Annotated in this window: 12 protein-coding genes; 7 read left to right on the top strand and 5 right to left on the bottom strand. The window is 66.4% G+C overall.

What is annotated here, in order from left to right; genetic code table 11:
• Positions 1-112: 112 nt before the first annotated feature.
• Positions 113-688 carry a hypothetical protein gene (locus ACIP90_RS06955; RefSeq protein ID WP_400578019.1) on the top strand — a complete coding sequence of 192 codons (576 nt, stop codon included), beginning with the start codon at positions 113-115 and terminating at the stop codon, positions 686-688.
• A gap of 21 nt (positions 689-709) precedes the next feature.
• On the opposite strand, the gene ACIP90_RS06950 is transcribed toward ACIP90_RS06955, so the two are convergent.
• From ACIP90_RS06950 to ACIP90_RS06930, 5 genes are all read right to left on the bottom strand, one after another.
• The gene (locus ACIP90_RS06950; RefSeq protein ID WP_400578017.1) at positions 710-1,414 is read right to left on the bottom strand and encodes an alpha/beta fold hydrolase; all 705 of its coding nucleotides are present in this window, start codon (positions 1,412-1,414) and stop codon (positions 710-712) included.
• Positions 1,415-1,447: 33 nt separating this feature from the next.
• On the bottom strand, positions 1,448-2,893 hold the full coding sequence (locus ACIP90_RS06945; protein WP_400578014.1) for a dicarboxylate/amino acid:cation symporter: 1,446 nt from the start codon (positions 2,891-2,893) through the stop codon (positions 1,448-1,450).
• Positions 2,894-3,087: 194 nt separating this feature from the next.
• Complete coding sequence (locus tag ACIP90_RS06940; RefSeq protein ID WP_400578012.1) at positions 3,088-4,773, bottom strand: DUF885 domain-containing protein; 1,686 nt, start codon at positions 4,771-4,773, stop codon at positions 3,088-3,090.
• A 130-nt stretch (positions 4,774-4,903) separates the two neighbouring features.
• On the bottom strand, positions 4,904-5,161 hold the full coding sequence (locus tag ACIP90_RS06935) for an acyl-CoA carboxylase subunit epsilon (protein ID WP_400578010.1): 258 nt from the start codon (positions 5,159-5,161) through the stop codon (positions 4,904-4,906).
• Positions 5,158-6,741: an acyl-CoA carboxylase subunit beta gene (locus ACIP90_RS06930; protein WP_400578008.1), complete on the bottom strand. Its 1,584-nt coding sequence runs from the start codon at positions 6,739-6,741 to the stop codon at positions 5,158-5,160. The genes ACIP90_RS06935 and ACIP90_RS06930 overlap by 4 nt, the downstream gene beginning before the upstream one ends.
• A gap of 245 nt (positions 6,742-6,986) precedes the next feature.
• On the opposite strand from ACIP90_RS06930, the gene ACIP90_RS06925 reads away from it, so the two are divergent.
• The 6 genes from ACIP90_RS06925 (at position 6,987) to ACIP90_RS06900 (ending at position 18,103) form a co-directional block, all read left to right on the top strand.
• Positions 6,987-7,874, top strand: a complete 888-nt coding sequence (locus ACIP90_RS06925; protein ID WP_400578006.1) for an SDR family oxidoreductase — start codon at positions 6,987-6,989, stop codon at positions 7,872-7,874.
• 59 nt (positions 7,875-7,933) lie between these two features.
• Entirely contained in the window at positions 7,934-8,905 is a 972-nt protein-coding gene (locus tag ACIP90_RS06920; RefSeq protein WP_400578004.1) for a biotin--[acetyl-CoA-carboxylase] ligase, read from the top strand.
• Positions 8,898-9,497 (top strand): PH domain-containing protein, encoded by a 600-nt coding sequence (locus ACIP90_RS06915; RefSeq protein ID WP_400578002.1) that lies wholly within the window; start codon positions 8,898-8,900, stop codon positions 9,495-9,497. Before ACIP90_RS06920 ends, ACIP90_RS06915 begins: the two co-directional genes overlap by 8 nt.
• Positions 9,487-10,617, top strand: a complete 1,131-nt coding sequence (locus ACIP90_RS06910; protein WP_400577999.1) for an adenylate/guanylate cyclase domain-containing protein — start codon at positions 9,487-9,489, stop codon at positions 10,615-10,617. The genes ACIP90_RS06915 and ACIP90_RS06910 overlap by 11 nt, the downstream gene beginning before the upstream one ends.
• A 300-nt stretch (positions 10,618-10,917) precedes the next feature.
• Positions 10,918-17,040: an Ig-like domain-containing protein gene (locus tag ACIP90_RS06905; protein WP_400577997.1), complete on the top strand. Its 6,123-nt coding sequence runs from the start codon at positions 10,918-10,920 to the stop codon at positions 17,038-17,040.
• Positions 17,041-17,131: 91 nt separating this feature from the next.
• Positions 17,132-18,103 (top strand): AAA family ATPase, encoded by a 972-nt coding sequence (locus ACIP90_RS06900; protein WP_400577995.1) that lies wholly within the window; start codon positions 17,132-17,134, stop codon positions 18,101-18,103.
• Positions 18,104-18,105 lie beyond the last annotated feature (2 nt).

Raw genomic sequence — 18,105 nt, 5'->3', positions numbered from 1 at the left:
TACTTCACAGCCTCTTCATAGCCCCAGGCATGGGGGTAGCGCATCCTGATCCCACGGCCGGTACGGCCGGCGGCGAGGGCGCCGTCCCGTCCGGCAGATCCAGGAGAAGACCATGAATCGCATGAAGAAGGTGGCCCTCAGCCTGAGCGCGGGGGCGGTGGCGCTCGGTGCTGGTTTTGGTGTGACGGAAAGGGCCGCGGCGACGACGGCCACTCCAATGCCCCAGTCCACGTCCAGCAGCCCTTCAGGGACGCCCGCTCCGGACGGTCACCGGTTCGGCTGGGGAAAGCACGGGCACGGCCGCGGCGATCGCGGCGTGCAGGCTGCGGAACTTGCAGCCAAACTGGGCGTGGATGAGGCCAAGCTGGTTGACGCTCTCAGGGCATTCCGCGAGGCGAACCGCCCTTCGGGTCCGAGAGGGGGCGGGCAGGGGACGGACGGACAGAAGCCGGACCGCGCGGCGAAGGAGGCTGCACTGGCCGCGTCCCTGGCTAAATCCCTCGGCGTGGATGAAGCCAAGGTGAAGACCGCCCTCGAAGAACTGCGTAGCGAAGCACAGAAGCGCCGGGCGGCAGCGCTGAAGCCGCGCCTGGATCAGGCGGTTGCAGACGGCACCCTCACCCAGGCGGAAGCGGACGCCGTGACCAAGGCAGTGGAGCAGGGTGTGATTGGCGGCGGCCGGCACTAGCACTCCGGTGCCGGTACGGGCTCAGGCCGAACGGTTCACGGCCGCGAGTACGGCCGCACCCAATTCGGCCGGCTTGGTGAATTGCGGCCAGTGTCCGGTGGGAAGGTCTACCAGGTCGAGGTCGCGGATGCGCGCGAGTTCCTCAACGTACGGGTGGCCTGCATCCATCCATTCGGTGAGTAGGCTGCTCGGGAATTCGCACGCGATGACGGTGGCTGGCACCTCGTAACGGCGCTCATCGTGGAGGTGCTGCCGGTCGTACGCCACACCCTTTGGTTGCGGTATGGCGCGCGCCCGGAACATCGCCCGCAGTTCGTCGTTCAGGTCTACGAGGTCCTCCTCGTCGAAGCCGTCCCACGGCGGCAGGGGCACCTCGTCGCCGTCGGCGGGCAGTTCGTCGTTGATGACGCCGCCCTCACCGAGCGGACCGCTGTCGACGTAAACGGCCCGGGCCACGCGCTCCGGCCGCGCATCGACTGCGCCGTGAATGATGGCCCCGCCGCCGGAATGGCCCACGAGCACCACTGGGCCGTCGACGGCGTCCACGGCGGAGACAACGGCATCAATGTGGTCGCGCAGCCCTATGCCGGAGCGCGGGGCATCCGGCGCCTCCAGCCCAGGAAGCGTGAGCGGATGGACGCGGTGCCCCGCCGCCACCAGCGGGGGAGTCACCTCCGACCACGAAGAAGCATCCAGCCAGAATCCGGGAACCAGAATGACGTCCATGACGGTACCCTAACCGGAAACTTGGGCGTGCGGCTACGCTTTGGCGTCGGCCAGGTCCCGGTCCGTCGGCGTTTCGCCGGTTACGGACGGCCCCTCGGCGGCCTCTTCCGCCGGGGAATCATCCGTGAAGGGATCCCCGGACCGCGGCGCGTTGTAAAGCCCCTCGTCCAGGATGCCCTGGCGCTTGGCCACGATGGCTGGGACCAGTGCCTGCCCGGCCACATTGACAGCGGTGCGGCCCATGTCCAGGATGGGGTCGATGGCGAGCAGCAGGCCGACGCCGGCCAGCGGGAGGCCCAGCGTGGACAGGGTCAGCGTCAGCATGACCACGGCGCCGGTGGTGCCGGCCGTAGCAGCGGAACCGAGGACCGACACGAGGGCGATCAGCAGGTACTTGCTGACGTCGAGCTGGATGCCGAAGAACTGGGCAACGAAAATGGCAGCGATGGCCGGATAGATGGCGGCGCAGCCGTCCATCTTGGTGGTCGCCCCCAGCGGAACAGCGAAGGAGGCATAGGCGCGGGGAACACCCAGGTTCCGTTCGGCGACGCGCTGGGTCAGCGGCAGCGTGCCGATGGATGACCGGGAGACGAAGGCAAGCTGCACTGCAGGCCAAACGCCGGAGAAGTACTGCTTGACGGAGAGGCCGTGGGATCGGATCAGCGCGGGGTATACGCCGAAGAGGACCAGGGCCAGTCCGGCGTAGATGGCAACGGTGAACTTGCCCAGCGAACCGATGGTGTCCCAGCCATAGACGGCCACAGCGTTGCCGATGAGTCCGACCGTGCCGATCGGCGCGATCCGGATGATCCACCACAGCACTTTCTGGATGACGGCAAGCGCCGAGGCGTTGAGTGCCAGGAACGGCTCGGCCTGCTTGCCCACCTTGAGGGCGGCGATTCCGACGGCGATCGCGATCACCAGGATCTGGAGCACGTTGAAGCTGACGGCGGTGGTCACGGCACCGGATTCCGCCACGGTGGAGCTTGCGCCCAGGCCCAGGAAGTTCTTGGGGAACAGGCCGGTCAGGAACGCCCACCAGTCGCCGGACTTTCCGGCGAACTCCTTGGTTTCGCCGGAAATGCCGGTGTTGGCGCCGGGCTGCAGCAGCACGCCGAGTCCGATGCCAATCAGCACGGCCACGAGGGACGTGATGGCGAACCAGAGCAGGGTGTTCCAGGCCAGCCTGGCCGCGTTGGAGACCTCGCGGAGGTTGGAGATGGAACTCACCACGGCGGTGAAGATCAGGGGCACGACGGCGGTCTGCAGCAGCGAGACATAGCTGGAGCCGATGGTCTGCAGCGTCGCGCCAAGCCCATTCGGGCTGGCCTTGGTGCTGCCCGTGTACTTGGCCAGCAGGCCCAGCCCGAGCCCCACGACGAGGGCGGCGATGATCTGGAAGCCGAAGGAGCCTGCCCACCGGGGCAGCTGGAAGCCGGTCTGACCGGACGAAGACGGGGTGCTGGTTTGAGTGCTCACGCCAACAAAGCTAGGCCGCATAAAATACAGCTTCCACCCGACGTTGAGAAATATTACGCGGGAGTAGCCCGAGGGAACCGCCCACATGCCCGGAAATCCAGCGAAGAACCGGCACTTTATGAAGTTATTCCCGCAGTGCGTGTGGCAAAGGTCTCCATTACTGGGCGGCCGTGCCGCCGCGCAGCACGAAGAGACTAGCCGAGCATGGCGCGCTTGAGGGTGTCGAGCCCTACGGAGCCGATATTCAATGCCTTGGTGTGGAACGCCTTGAGGTCGAAGCCGGGCCTGGCTTCGAGCTCTGCCCGAATCTGCTCCCACAGCCGCTGGCCCACCTTGTAGGACGGCGCCTGGCCGGGCCAGCCGAGGTAGCGTGCGAACTCGAACTGCAGCTGCCCCTCGCTGATGGCGAGGTTTTCCTTGAGGAAGCCGAAGCCCTTTTCCGGCGTCCAGGTGCCCGACCCCCACCGGGCCGGCATCTCCAACTCAAGGTGGATGCCGATGTCGAAGACCACTCGCGCAGCCCGCATCCGCTGCATGTCCAACATGCCCATGTGGTCGCCCGGATCCTTGAGGTAGCCGAGTTCCTCCATGAGCTTTTCCGCGTAGAGCGCCCAGCCTTCGCCGTGTCCCGAGGTCCAGCAGACATTGCGGCGCCAGCTGTTCAGGAGTTCGCGCCGGTAGACGGCCGTGGCGATCTGCAGATGGTGCCCGGGCACGCCCTCGTGGAAGACGGTGGTCGTTTCCGCCCACGTGGTGAACGTGTCCTCGCCTGCCGGTACGGACCACCACATGCGTCCGGGACGGCTGAAGTCATCCGACGGACCCGTGTAGTAGATGCCGCCCTCGTCGGTCGGCGCGATCAGGCACTCAAGTGTCTTCATGACGTCCGGGATGTCAAAGTGCACGCCGGCCAGATCAGAAACGGCCCGGTCTGAGAGCTCCTGCATCCACGCCTTCAGGGCGTCGGTTCCCTTGAGCTGGCGCGCAGGATCGCTGTTGAGGATCTTCTTGGCCTCCGCGATGGAGGCGCCTGGTTTGATTTCCCCGGCGACTTGTTCCTGGGCGGCAATAATCCGCCCGAGTTCTTCGACGCCCCAGGCGTAGGTCTCTTCGAGGTCGACGGCGGCGCCAAGGAACAGCCGCGATGCGAGGGCATACCGGTCCCGTCCCACGGCATCCTTCCCGGGTGCCACCGGCAGCAGCTCGTTCCTCAGGAAGGCAGCCAGGTCGGAGTAGCCGCTCCTGGCAGCGGCAGCGCCGGCGTCGAGCTTTTCCTGAAGTCCGGCAGGCAGCGGGCCTTCGGGCGTCTTGGCCCCCGCGGCGAGCTTCGCGAAGAAGCCGTCCGCTGCCGCGTACTTGGTGGTCTGCTCGATGACGATCGACACCTGGCGCCGGGCTGAGACACGGCCACTGTCCCGCGCCGTCCGCAGGGACTCGATATAGCCGTCGATGGCCCCTGGCACACTTTGCATGCGGCCGGCGATGTTGGCCCAGTGTTCCTCAGTGTCCGTGGGCATGAGGTCGAAGATGGAACGGATATTCTGCGCAGGCGATTCGATGTTGTTCAACTCTGCCGCATCCCAGCCCGATTCGTGGATCTCCAGTTCGAGGCCAAGGCGTTCGCGCAAGGCATCGATGGTGACGGAGTCGACGTCATCAACAGGTTCCAGTCCCTCGAGGGCAGCAAGCGTTGTCCGGGCCGCCTCCGCGAAATTGGCGATCCCGGCAGGGGAAAAGTCCTGAAACTCGGTGTCGTGGCCCGGGATGCCGAGCGTGGTGGCCAGGCTCGGATCCAACGCAACAAGGGTGTCGGTGTGGGCGTCGGCGACGGCGTCGATTGCGGTCCGGGGGCGCGCTGGGGCGGCAGGTTCACTAGTCACCCCACGAGACTAACGGCGCTGCTCCAGTTATGAAAGACTTACTGAGTTTTCGGCAGGGGCCTCCGCCGCCAGGGCCCACGCTGCCGAGGGGCCCCAGTCGAGCTTGCGAGATTGGGGAGGCGGTGGGGATCTACCCCCGGCTGCGCTTCCAGGCCCCGGGACCCGGCGTCGGCGCGAGCCGCAGCTGCTGCCGCCGCACCCAGTGGCGGACGGTGGGCTTCCCGGGTTCAGCCGTTTCGGCTGTCCCGAGCGAAAGCACGACGGCGGTCAGTGCCGCCAGCTCTTCCGGCGTCGGATCCCCCTTGACGACAGAGAACAGCGGCGTTTCGACAGGCGCAACCGGCGGCTTGTTTCCGCCAGGCTCAACCACAGGATCCTGCGCGTTCACAGCGGAATGTTTCCGTGCTTCTTGGTGGGAAGGCTGGCGCGCTTGTCGCGCAGCGCCCGCAGTCCCTTGATGATTTGAAGGCGGGTGTCCGATGGCGCGATGACCGCGTCAACGTAGCCAAGCTCGGCGGCCTGGTACGGGTTGAGCAGCTCCTCCTCGTACTGGCGGATGACCTCGGCGCGCTTGGCCTCGACATCGCCCCCGTTCTCCGCCACGGCAGCGAGGTCGCGGCGGTAGAGGATGTTGACGGCGCCCTGCGCGCCCATGACGCCGATCTGGGCCGTCGGCCAGGCAAGGTTGAGGTCCGCGCCGAGCTTCTTGGAGCCCATCACGATGTAGGCGCCGCCGTAAGCCTTCCGGGTGATCACGGTCAGTTTGGGCACCGTTGCCTCCGCGTAGGCGTACAGGAGCTTTGCACCGCGGCGGATGATGCCCTGGAATTCCTGGTCCTTGCCGGGCAGGAAGCCCGGAACGTCCACCAGGGTGATGATGGGAATGTTGAAGGCATCGCAGTGCCGCACGAAGCGGGCTGCCTTTTCCGATGCAGAGATGTCCAGCGTTCCGGCGAATTGCATCGGCTGGTTCGCCACGATGCCGACGGTGTGGCCTTCGACCCGGCCGTAGCCGATGATCACGTTCGGCGCGTACAGGGACTGCATTTCAAGGAAGTGGGCGTCGTCGACGACCTGCTCGATGACCTTGCGCATGTCGTACGGCTGGTTGGCGGAGTCCGGGATCAGGGTGTCCAGGGCAAGGTCGTCGTCGTCGAGCTCGAGCTCCTGCTGGTGATCCAGCACGGGAGCCTCCGAGAGGTTGTTGGAGGGCAGGAAGTCCAGGAGTTCCCGGACGAACTCGATGGCGTCCGCTTCATCGGAGGCAAGGTAGGTGGAGGTGCCGGTGGTTGCATTGTGCTGCCGCGCGCCGCCGAGGGTTTCCATGTCCACGTCCTCGCCCGTGACGGTCTTGATGACGTCGGGGCCGGTGATGAACATGTGGGAGGTTTTGTCCACCATCACCACGTAGTCGGTGAGGGCGGGGGAGTAGGCGGCACCGCCGGCGCAGGGGCCCATGATGAGGGAGATCTGGGGAACGACGCCGGAGGCGTGAACGTTGTTGCGGAAGATGTCCGCGAACATGGCCAGCGAGGCCACGCCTTCCTGGATGCGGGCGCCGCCGCCGTCGTTGATGCCCACCACCGGGCAGCCGTTGCGCAGCGCGAATTCCTGCACCTTGACGATCTTTTCGCCGTTGACCTGGCTCAGCGAGCCGCCGTAAACACTGAAGTCCTGGCTGTACAGCGCCACGAGGCGGCCGTCCACGGTGCCGTAGCCGGACACGACGCCGTCACCGAGGGGCTTCTTCTTTTCCATGCCGAAGGCCGTGGACCGGTGCACCGCGAGCGCGTCGAACTCGACGAAGGAGTCGGCGTCCACGAGGAGCTCGATGCGCTCTCGGGCGGTGTTCTTGCCGCGCGCGTGCTGCTTCTCGATCGCTTCCGGGCCGGAGGGCTGCTCTGCCCTGGCCTGGCGGTCGCGGAAATCGGCAATCTTTCCCGCCGTCGTGGTCAGGTCATGGCTCATGAAGTGTCTCCGGCTCTGTAGCTGTTGTGCTGCAGCTGATGCATGCTGTAGCAGCGTAATCCGGGGCGTCCGTCTTTGCATGGAGAGCCACTTTAAGTAGCTTCCACACAAATCAAAGGCCCTGATGGCTAGTCTAGTGACGCATAATCCGGGAGCTGCTGTAGGGATCCTACAATTTTCATCGAACGTGTCGGCAGTGTCGTCTATGTTACTCATCAGTAACATCAAACGGCTAGAGTGTCTGTATGACTTCAGGCAACGACGCTTTCGCACTCCCAGAGACCCCCTACCGGGCCGCCGGATCGCTCCGCGGCCGGACCATTCTGATGTCCGGCGGCAGCCGCGGCATCGGCCTGGCCATTGCCCTGCGTGCCGCCCGCGACGGCGCCAACATCGTCCTGCTGGCCAAGACCGGCCAGGCGCATGCAAAGCTCGCAGGCACCGTGTTCAGCGCCGCAGATGAGCTGGAGGCCGCCGGCGGAAGGGCGCTTCCCCTGGTGGGGGACGTCCGCAACGACGACGACGTCGCCCATGCGGTGGGTGCCGCGGTCGAACATTTTGGCGGGATCGACGTCGTCATCAACAACGCCTCCGCAATCGACCTGTCCCGTACCGACGACGTCGACATGAAGCGGTACGACCTGATGCAGGACATCAACGTCCGGGGGACTTTCCTGCTGTCCAAGCTCGCCCTGCCCGCGCTCCGCAAATCGACCGGCGGCCACATCCTCACCCTTTCGCCGCCGCTGAACCTGGACCCGAAATGGGCAGGCAGACACCTCGCCTACACCCTGGCCAAATACGGCATGAGCCTGACCACGCTGGGCCTGGCCGAGGAGCTCAAAGCGGACGGCATCCGCGTCAACTCACTCTGGCCGTGCACCCTGATCGATACCGCTGCCATCCGGAACATGCCCGGTGGCGAGTCGATGGTCCGGGCGGCCCGCGGCCCCCACATCATGGCGGATGCAGCCCACGCCGTGCTCACCGGCGGCAACCTCACGGATTCTGACGCGCCGTCCGGGAACTTCTACACGGACGAGCAAGTGCTCGCCGCCGCGGGTGTGGGGGACTTCCGGCCCTATAGCCTGGGCGCCGACGAGGACCAGCTGGTGCCTGATATCTTCCTCTGATTTTCCCGGTCGCCTGTCCGGACCGGCTGCGACGGCCGGCAACTCGATAGGATGCAAGCATGGATGCCGCACGCCCTGATGAAAGCCCCGAAGCACAGGAAAAAGCGCAGGAAAATCTGTCCGGATCGGGGGGACTGCCGGAGCGGCCCGCTCTGGACCGGGAAGCGCTCTGCAGCGCCGAATTTCTGTCGGCCCACGGCATTTCGCAGCTGAAGGTGGTGGACGCCACCGGCTCCACCAACGCCGACCTCCTGCGCGCCGTCACCGTCGAACCCCAGGCATGGCAGGACCTCGCCGTCCTTACCGCCGAGCACCAGACGGCTGCCCGCGGCAGGCTGGACCGCAGCTGGGAGGCGCCCGAGCGCAGCTCCGTCCTGGTCTCCATCGTCCTGCGCCCCGTCAATGCCGACGGCCGGCCGCTTCCCACCCAGACCTACTCCTGGCTGTCGCTCCTTGCCGCCCTCGCGCTCCGTGACGCGCTGCTGGAAACGGCCGGGCTGCGCGCGGACGTCAAATGGCCCAATGACGTTCTGGTCCGCGGCAGGAAGATCGCCGGCATCCTGGCCCAGCTCGGCCCGATGGGGGACGGCTCCGTGCCGCCCGTGATCCTCGGCACCGGGCTGAACGTCACCCTGACCGAGGCCGAGCTCCCCGTTCCGACGGCCACCTCGGTGCAGCTCGAAGGCGCCGAAACCGTGGACCGCACGGCCCTCCTGAAGAGCTACCTGTCCCGGTTTTGCACGCTGTACCGCAGCTTCTGCAACGCCGACGGCGACCCCACAGCGGGCTTGGCGGGCGGCCCCTCGCTGCACAAGCGCGTGGAAGCCGTCATGGTTACGCTGGGACAGCAGGTGCGTGCCCACCTTCCCGGCGACCACGAAATCATCGGGCACGCGTCCAGGCTGGACGACTCAGGCTCCCTCCTGGTGGTGGATTCCTCTGCCCGCGAGCATGTGGTGACGGCCGGGGACGTCATCCACCTGCGGCCCTGGACTCCGCCTGGGCAGTCTGCGGAAAGCGGCAATGCGTAAAGACCTCCTGCCGGGGGAACAGGTCATTGTAATGACTCGCCCACAGCCCAGGATGCTGTTCATTCCGGCGGCGGTGTTCGTTGTGGCACCTGCGCTGGCCGCCTTTGGCAGCGCGTGGATCATCCGCGGCGGGCCCCGTGCCCTCTACCCGGCATATACCGCCGACTGGACTATCTGGCTGGTCGGGGGATGTGTGCTTGCTGCCCTCTGGGCGCTCTGCGGATACTGCCTGCCGCGGCTGCTGCGGTGGCACGGCACGCGGTACTTTCTGACGAACCGCCGGATTATGGCCCGCTACGGCGTGCTCCGGCGGCGGGACCAGCAGGTCTTCCTGGCGTCGGTGCGCAACGTCACGGTCACCCAGACGGTGCTCCAGCGGATGTTGCGCTCCGGGACTATATCCTTGGATGCCGGGCACCAATTCAGCGCCGTACTACGGGATGTGCCCGAAGTCGCCACCTTCCACAGGTTTGTGCTGGATGCGCTGGACGAGCTGCCGAAGGATGAGTTTTTTGAATGGGGTCATGTGCAGGACGGGTCCGACTCCGGATTTCCGCGGGATGTGAGAGAAGGTGGGAGAGATGAACGATGAGGATCACCGCCTGAGCCAGGGCGAGGGCAGTGACGACGCGGCCGACGCCGCCGTAGAGGCTCCTTCCACCGGCACGATGTCCGTCGAGCGGATCGCCATGAAGGCCCTTGAGGCCAGGCTCCTTGGCGGCGAGCGAAAGCTGCGCCGCCGCGAGGTGGCCGCCGGTGCGGGGCTGTCGCTGCTGTCGGCCCGGAAGCTGTGGCGTGCCCTGGGGTTCCCCAACCTCGGAGACGACGATGTTGCCTTCACCGAACGCGACCAGGCTGCGCTGAGCACCGCGGTGGACATGGTCCGTACCGGAAAGCTCACCGAAGAGGCCGCAATTTCGGTCACCCGCGCCATCGGCCAAATGACCGACCGCATGGTCGTCTGGCAGATCGAGGCGCTCGTGGAGGACATGGTCCATGAGCAGGGCGTCACGGACGCAGTGGCCCGAAAGCGTCTCGTGAATGAACTGCCCGCACTCGTTGACCCGCTCGAGGAGATGCTCGTCTACTCATGGCGGCGCCAGCTGAACGCGGCCGTGCAGCGCCTTGCCGTCCGGGCAGAGGCGGGACTCCAGGCCAGCGAGGAAGGCCGGGAAGGCGACGAGGACGACGCCCCGCTGCCCCTGGCCCGGGCCGTGGGTTTCGCCGACCTTGTGTCCTACACGAGCCTTTCCCGGAGGATGAACGAAAAAACGCTGGCCAAGCTGGTGCAGAGATTCGAGAACAAGTGCGCGGAGATCATCTCTGTGGGCGGGGGCCGGCTGGTGAAGACGGTGGGCGACGAAGTCCTGTACATCGCCGAGACACCCGCCGCAGGAGCGGAGATCTCGCTGGCTCTGGCCGAGGCCTTTACCCGGGACGAGATCCTTCCGGAGGCACGCGTGGCCATGGTGTGGGGCCGGATCCTGTCTCGCCTCGGGGACATTTACGGACCCACCGTCAACCTGGCCGCCCGGCTGACCACGCTGGCAGACCCGGGCACCGTGCTGATTGACTCCATGACCGCCGCAGCCCTTGACCAGGACGAGCGCTTTGTCCTGATTCCGAAGGACGCGGAAAACGTGCGCGGCTTCGGCGAGATCCTGCCGGTGGTGCTGGCCCGGGGCCAGGGCAAGGGCCTCGTCCTGGACTAGTCCCGTCAACTGGACTGGTCCCGTCAACTGGACTGGTCCCGCCGACTGGACTGGTCCGCCACGGGTGGGGGACTCCTCCCCATCGCCGATCGCATGGCGGGTGGGTAGTCTTGCCCGGGGAAACGGAGGGTCCTCTACGGACCCTTCTTGGACAAGCCGTCCGCGCCCATGTAATAGTCAGAACTCAGAATTGTTCCGGCGTCTCTATGGGGGAGTGGCGGAATGTCACGGCTCCTGGTGCTCACCAGGGGCCCGTAAGCTGCGCTCAGGCGGCTGTGATGTCAAGGGAATAATAACGCTGTGTCAACTTTGTTCGGCAGGCTGGGGCCAAGGAACCGACGCAACAAGCTCACCACGGGTACCGCCTTTTCAGCGGCCGCCCTCGCACTCGTTGCCGGAGCGATCATCTACCCGGGGTTCAAGACCACCGAAGTGGATCTCAACGACGGCGGCGTATGGGTGGTCAGCAAGTCCCGGAACGCAGTGGGCCGGCTGAATTACCCCTCGCGCGTACTCGACGGAGCCGTGACTCCGGCCAGCACCGCCTTCGATGTACTGCAGAACGCCGGCAAGGTGTTCGTCGACGACGAATCCGGTTCAACCCTGAACCAGGTCTCTGCCGCCAACATGCGGCTGGGCGGGGACAAGCAGCTCCCGGGAGCCGCCCAGGTCAGCTTCGGCTCCGCGGTCATCTCCGTCACGGACCCCGTGGCCGGCAAGATGTGGGCGATGTCGCCGTCGACCGTGAACGCCTTCGATGAGGAATCAAGCGAGCCGGCCGTTGACGGTTCCGAGGGCCTGGTATCCGCCGTCGGCGCCGACGACCGGATCTACTCGGCGGATCCGAAGACGGGCCAGGTGACGGTCACCTCCGTGGACGCCAACGGTGAGCCCACCGAGACGGAATCCAGCACCTGGGACGGGCTGAAGGGAGCCGGTGACCTCCAGCTGGCCGTGGTGGGGGACCAGCCGGTGGTCCTGGACGCGGCCGCGGGCAGCCTGTTCCTGCCAGGCGGCCGGGAAGTGCCTGTGCCGGACGCACGGAATGCCAAGCTCCAGCAGTCCGGTCCGGCGTCGGATGCAGTGGCCGTGGCCACGCCCAAGGCGCTGCTGAAGCAGCCACTGGACGGTTCTACGGCGCGGCAGGTCGCCCCTGGCGGCCAGGGCGTTCCCGCCGCACCTGTGCAGCTGGGCGGCTGCATTCACGCGGCATGGTCCGGCGTGAACAAGTACGTCCGCGACTGCGCCAATGACGGCGATGACAAAAATGTGGCCGTTCCGAAAGCCAGCGCCTCGCCCAGCTACGTGTTCCGCGTCAACCGCGACCTCGTGGTGCTCAACGACGTGAACTCCGGAAATGTGTGGCTCGTCAACCAGAACATGCAGCTGGTCAACAACTGGGACGATGTGGTGCCGCCGAAGAACCAGGCCGATGACCAGGATGAGGAATCCGCGGACGACAACACCATCAACGTCCTGCCGGACCGCACCAAACCGAACCGTCCGCCGGAAACCAAACCCGACGTCGTCGGCGTCCGGCCCGGCCGCACCACGGTCCTGAGCGTCCTCGACAACGATTCCGACCCCGACGGGGACGTCCTCACCGCCTCCACCGGCAGTGAAGGCCTCCGGTCAGGAGGCCTCGAGAGCATCTACGGCGGATCAGCCTTCCAGATCACGGTCCCGGCCGACGCCACGCCGGGCACGGAGTCTTTCGATTACAGCGCTGCCGACGGCCGCGGCCTGTCCGCCAGCGGAAAAGTCACGCTGAACGTTGTTGGGCCGGACGAGAACCGGCCGCCCGCCTTCAAGCGGGGCGATCCCACCACGCTGCTCGTGGAGCAGGGGAAAACAGTCAGCCAGAACATCCTGACCGACTGGGTGGACCCGGACGGCGACGACCTCGTCCTCATGTCGGCGACGGCCGACAACCAGCAGGACCAGGTGAAAATCCGCCGTGACGGGCTCCTGACCTTCCAGGATTCCGGCGCCACGGCAGGCAAGAAAACCGTGACCGTCACCGTCTGGGACGGACGCGCCACCACCACGGGAAAAGTGGCGGTGAACGTCCAGCCCCCCGGCGCCCTGGCTCCCGTCGTCAACGCGGACCACGTGACCGCCGTCGCCGGCCAGGACCTCGTTATCGCACCGTTGAAGAACGACGTCGATCCGAACGGCGGCGCCCTCCGGCTCGCCCAGGTAGAGGCCAGCGGGCCTGCCGAACTCGGTCCCGTCACCGACGGCGGCACCTTCACCTTCCGCAGCCGCACCCCGGGGCCCGTTTACCTGACGTATATCGCCAGCAATGGCCCCCAGAGCAGCCAGGGCCTGATCCGCGTTGATGTCGAATCGGGCAAGGACGCGGGCAAACCCGTTGCCGTCCACGATGTTGCACTCCTGCCGGTCGGCGGCAGCGTCCTCCTCGACCCCCTGGCCAACGACTCGGATCCGTCCGGCGGCGTGCTGGTGCTTCAGTCCGTTTCCCTGCCGGAAAACGCGACGGCTTCGGTCAGCGTCCTCAACCACAGCGTCCTGCGGATTACGGACATCGCCGGGACGAAGGATCCGTTCCTCTTCCGGTACACCATGTCCAACGGCAAGGATTCCGCAACGGGCAGCGTTTCGGTAGTGCCGGTCCCGGCCCCGCCCGTCGTGGAAGCGCCGCAGCCGAAACCCGACGAGGTCAACGTCCGCGTCAATGACGTGGTCACCATCCCCGTGCTGGACAACGACACACATCCGCAGGGCGAAAAGCTGACCGTTGATCCGGTCCTTCCCCAGCCCGTCGAGGCCGCGAACGGCACCAGCTTCGTATCGGAGAACATGCTCCGCTTCATCGCCGGCAGCGAGCCTAAAACTGTCCGTGCCATTTACAACGCCGTGGATCCGCAGGGGCAGAAAAGTGCCGCGGCCGTCACCATCCACATCCTGCCCCTCGAAGGCGCCGAAAATTCCCGTCCGCAACCCAGGAACCTGACGGCCCGGGTGGTGGCCGCCGGAGCGGTGCGGATCCCGGTTCCGCTGGACGGCATAGACCCCGACGGCGACTCCGTCCAGCTGACCGGCATCGACAGCTCTCCCGCCATGGGGACCGCGACGGCCGGAAGCAACTTCATCGACTTTGTCGCCGCCGGAGACGGCGCCGGAACAGATTCCTTCCGCTACAAAGTGGTGGACCGGCAGGGCGCTGTGAACACCGGCACGGTCACCGTGGGGATCGCGCCCCGCAGTGATACGAACCAGAAGCCCACACCCGTAGACGATGAGGTCAAAGTCCGCCCCGGCCGCCAGATCGCCGTCGATGCCGCCGGCAACGACTCCGATCCTGACGGCGACCCGATCCGCATCCTCACCGACGGCATCGAGGCGGACGCTGCCCTGAAGGCGGAAGTCAGCAAGCAAAGCGGCCGCATCCTCCTGCAGGCCCCGGCCGCTGAGGGCACGGTCAACGTCCGCTACGCCGTCGCCGATGAGCGGGGCGCCTCCGCCCAGGCCGCCATCAAAATGGTCGTCGACAGCAAGGTCCCGCTGCTGGCTCCCATTGCCCGGGACGACCGCGTGACGTCAGCCCAGACCCTCGGCAAGACAGCCGTCGACGTTCCCGTTCTCAAGAACGACGAGGACCCCGACGGCGTCGGCGAGAACCTTAAGGTCACCAGCGGTAGCGAAACCGCGCGCCCTGGCCCCGACGGCAACGTGGTCGTGGAACTGACCGGGCAGCCGCAGCTGGTGCCGTACACCGTGGAAGACGTGGACGGAAACAAGTCCACCGCGATCATCTGGGTGCCGGGCCTCGGGCAGCAGCTCCCCACGCTGGCCAAGGACGATGTCCTGGAAGTCGTGGCGGGCCAGTCGGTCACGGCCAACCTGGCCGAATGGGTAAAGGTCCGGGAAGGGCGCTCACCCAGGCTGACCCAGACCGACCGGATCAAGCTCATCGGTGCGGATGCCGGCGACCCCGTGGCCGGCAACGGCACCGCGCTAAAGTACACGGCCGGCAAGGACTACGTGGGGCCCGGCTCCATCACCTTCGAAGTGACCGACGGTACCGGCCCGGACGACCCCGCAGGCCTGAAGTCCACGCTAAGCATCCGGACGAAGGTCCTGCCGGATCCGAACCGCAACAACCCGCCCACACTGCTGGGTGCGGCCGTCGACGTGCCGCAGGGGGAGTCCGCCCAGACCGACCTGGCCAGGTTGGCTTCCGACCCCGACGGCGACGATGCAGAGAACATGAAGTACGAGCTCGTCGGCGGTGCTCCGGCCGGCTTCGATGCCAGGATCGAGGGCGCCTCGCTCAAGGTCTCCGCCAAGGACGGCGCGCGGCCGGGCGAGGACGGGGCCGTGCAGGTGAAGGCCAGGGACCCCCGGGGGCTCGAGGCAACCGCCACGTACCGGCTCTCCGTCACCGCCTCCAACCGCCCCAAGCCCGTGGCCAACGACGACCTGGAACCCAGCGCCGCGGCCGGAAAGCCTGTGACCGTGCCGGTCCTGGCGAACGACGCCAACCCGTTCCCGGAGACGCCGCTGAAGATCGTGGCTGCGACGGCCGAGACCGGAACAGGGAACGTGGCCGTTGACGGGGACAACGTTGTGGTCACGCCTGCCTCCGGCTTCTCGGGAACCATGGTCGTTGCCTACACCATCGCGGATAAGACCGGGGAAGCTTCACGCCAGGCGACGGCCAGGATCCGGCTGACGGTGAAGGACGAGCCGCTCGCCCCCACTACCCCGCAGGCACAAAGCGTGGGTGACAGCACTGCGCTGCTGAACTGGACCGCACCGGCGGACCGAGGGTCGCCCATCACCCACTACACGGTCTACGGCGAAGGCGGATTCGAACAGGATTGCCCCGCCAACTCGTGCACCCTGAACAATCTGGTGAACAACACCAAGTACCACTTCCAGGTGACGGCCACGAATGAATTCGGCGAATCCGGGCGGTCGCCCGCCTCGGCAGAGGTGCGGCCCGACGTCAAGCCGGACACCCCACTGGCTCCGGCGTTGAAGTTCGGCGACAAGCAGCTCTCCGTCACCTGGAAAGCACCCGCCAGCAAGGGGTCACCGGTCAAGTCCTACGACCTGGAAATCTCGCCGGCGCCGAGCGGCCAGAATGCGCAGATCCAGAACCTGACGGCCACCAGCTATGTCTGGAAGGGCCTCACAAACGGCGTGGCGTACAAGGTGCGAGTCCTGGCGCGCAATGATGCCAAGGACCCGTCCGAATGGAGCCAGTACTCGGCCGCGGAGATCCCGGCCGGTGCACCGGTGACTCCTGCCGCGCCGAGCGTTACCGGCGCCGGATCAGTGGGAACCCAGAGCCAGCTGCAGGTGAACTGGACCGCGCCGAACAACAACGGCGACGCCGTTTCCGCCTACACACTGACCACGCTGCGCGGTGGCACGGTGGTGAACAGCCAGCAGGTCTCGGGAACCTCCCAGAACGTCACGGTGTCCAACTCCGAGGCCGACTACGCCTTCACCGTCTCAGCCACTAACAAAGCCGGCACATCCGGAACCAGCGCGCAGTCCGCGCCCATCCGGGCCGCGGGAAAGCCCGGGACTGTCAGCGGCGGCACGGTGGCGGCGCCGGGAAACAGCGGCCAGCTGAAGGTCACGTTCACACCGCTGACGCAGGCGCAGCGGAACGGGTCGCAGGCCTCGGAGATTGGCTACCGCTGGTCCACGGCCTACGGCTCCGGCCCGATCAACGCCCCGGGCGGCACCATTTACGGGCAGCCGAACGGCCAGAACGTGACGGTGAACATCATCGCCTACTCCACGAAGAACAACGTTTCCGGGGATGCGAAGGCCATTGGTTCAGCGGTTCCCTACGGTCCGCCGGGTACTCCGGTGGTGACCGGCGGCACGTCGGCCAGGGGCGATTCCCAGGTGCACTGGACGTGGAGCAAGCCGAACGACAATGGCCGGGTCATCAACCGCTACGAGGTCAACTTCGACGGCACCGGCTTCCGGTCGGTGGGCCTGGACCGGCAGTTCAGCCGCAACGTCGGGGGCTGGAACGAGAGGCATACGCTTGCGGTCCGTGCCTGCAACGGAACGGACGGCGACAGGGACTGCGGACAAGCGGATTCTGCTGTCGCCACCTCGGGTGCTGACCCGACCCCGCCGCCGCCCACGTCCTGGAATATCAGTGCCACACCGGTCCGCTCCTGCACGGAGCCCAGCAGGACCACCGACAGCTACCGGAACTCCAATCCCGACCAGTGCGTCAGCCCGGGAAGGTGGTTCGATACCGGCATCACCGCACAGAGCGACCACTATGTGGTGTGGAGCAGGTCCACCGACAATCCCACCGGCGTGTGGTACCACCTGACATCCGGTCCTGCCGCGGGCAATTACGTGCGGAGCGACACCACGTCCCTCGGCGGAAACCCGCCGGCTGGAATGCCTCGACGGTAACGACCGCGTGTTTTCCGCACGCCTTGAGCACACCGCCTAGGGCACAACTGAGCACAACAACAGACTGCACGAAACGGAAGAGGAACCTCCCATGACCATGACAACCGAGCAAGCCGCCTGGTTTGCGGGCACGTTCGAGAAACTCGTCGCCAACGTGGGTCAGGCGGTGCTGGGCAAGTCCCACGTCATCCGGCTGACGTTCACTGCCATGCTTGCCGAAGGCCACGTCCTCTTCGAGGATGCGCCCGGAACCGGTAAGACGTCGCTGGCGCGTGCCCTGGCCGCCACTGTCCAGGGATCCAACAACCGCATCCAGTTCACGCCGGACCTGCTGCCCTCGGATGTCACCGGCGTAACCATCTACGACCAGAAAACGCAGAAGTTCGAGTTCCACAAGGGGCCGATCTTCAGCAACATTGTCCTCGCCGACGAAATCAACCGCGCGTCGCCAAAGACGCAGTCCGCCCTGCTCGAGGTCATGGAGGAATCCCGTGTCACGGTGGACGGCACCACCTACGAGGCGGGCCGCCCGTTCATGGTGATGGCCACCCAGAACCCGATCGAGCAGGCGGGCACGTACAGGCTTCCCGAGGCGCAGCTGGACCGCTTCCTCATCAAAACCTCCATCGGGTACCCGGACCACGCCTCCACCGTGCAACTGCTGGGCGGCACCAACCTGAGGGACCGCTCCAAAGACCTGCGCCCCGTCATCACCACGCAGGCCGTGGCGGACATGGCGGACCTGGCAGCCACCACCCACGTGGACACCGCGGTGCTTGAGTACATCTCACGGCTGTGCGAGGAGACCCGCAACGCCCCCGAGACCCGGCTCGGCGTATCCGTCCGCGGGGCCCTGGCCATGGTCCGGGCAGCCAAGGTCTGGGCAGCTGCCCAGGGACGGAATTTTGTCCTCCCGGACGACGTCAAGGAACTGGCCGGGGTCGTCTGGACACACCGGTTCGTCATGGACCCCGAGGCGGAGTTCTCCGGAGCCACGGCGGAAGCGGTCCTGTCACGCGTCCTGGCCGATGTCGCCGCTCCCCAGCAGCGCGCAGCTGTCTAGAC

It is taken from the genome of Arthrobacter sp. NPDC093139 (assembly GCF_044754165.1).
Lineage (GTDB): Bacteria > Actinomycetota > Actinomycetes > Actinomycetales > Micrococcaceae > Arthrobacter.
The sequence above is the reverse complement of the archived record's forward strand: the minus strand, read 5'-3'. Positions and strand labels throughout refer to the sequence as shown.

Excerpts from the sequence above, each read along its gene's own strand:
- ACIP90_RS06900 (WP_400577995.1), top strand. The coding sequence starts at position 17,132 with ATGACCATGACAACCGAGCAAGCCGCCTGGTTTGCGGGCACGTTCGAG.
- ACIP90_RS06920 (WP_400578004.1), top strand. The coding sequence starts at position 7,934 with ATGGATGCCGCACGCCCTGATGAAAGCCCCGAAGCACAGGAAAAAGCG.
- ACIP90_RS06955 (WP_400578019.1), top strand. The coding sequence starts at position 113 with ATGAATCGCATGAAGAAGGTGGCCCTCAGCCTGAGCGCGGGGGCGGTG.
- ACIP90_RS06925 (WP_400578006.1), top strand. The coding sequence starts at position 6,987 with ATGACTTCAGGCAACGACGCTTTCGCACTCCCAGAGACCCCCTACCGG.
- ACIP90_RS06910 (WP_400577999.1), top strand. The coding sequence starts at position 9,487 with ATGAACGATGAGGATCACCGCCTGAGCCAGGGCGAGGGCAGTGACGAC.
- ACIP90_RS06950 (WP_400578017.1), bottom strand. The coding sequence starts at position 1,414 with ATGGACGTCATTCTGGTTCCCGGATTCTGGCTGGATGCTTCTTCGTGG.
- ACIP90_RS06930 (WP_400578008.1), bottom strand. The coding sequence starts at position 6,741 with ATGAGCCATGACCTGACCACGACGGCGGGAAAGATTGCCGATTTCCGC.
- ACIP90_RS06915 (WP_400578002.1), top strand. The coding sequence starts at position 8,898 with ATGCGTAAAGACCTCCTGCCGGGGGAACAGGTCATTGTAATGACTCGC.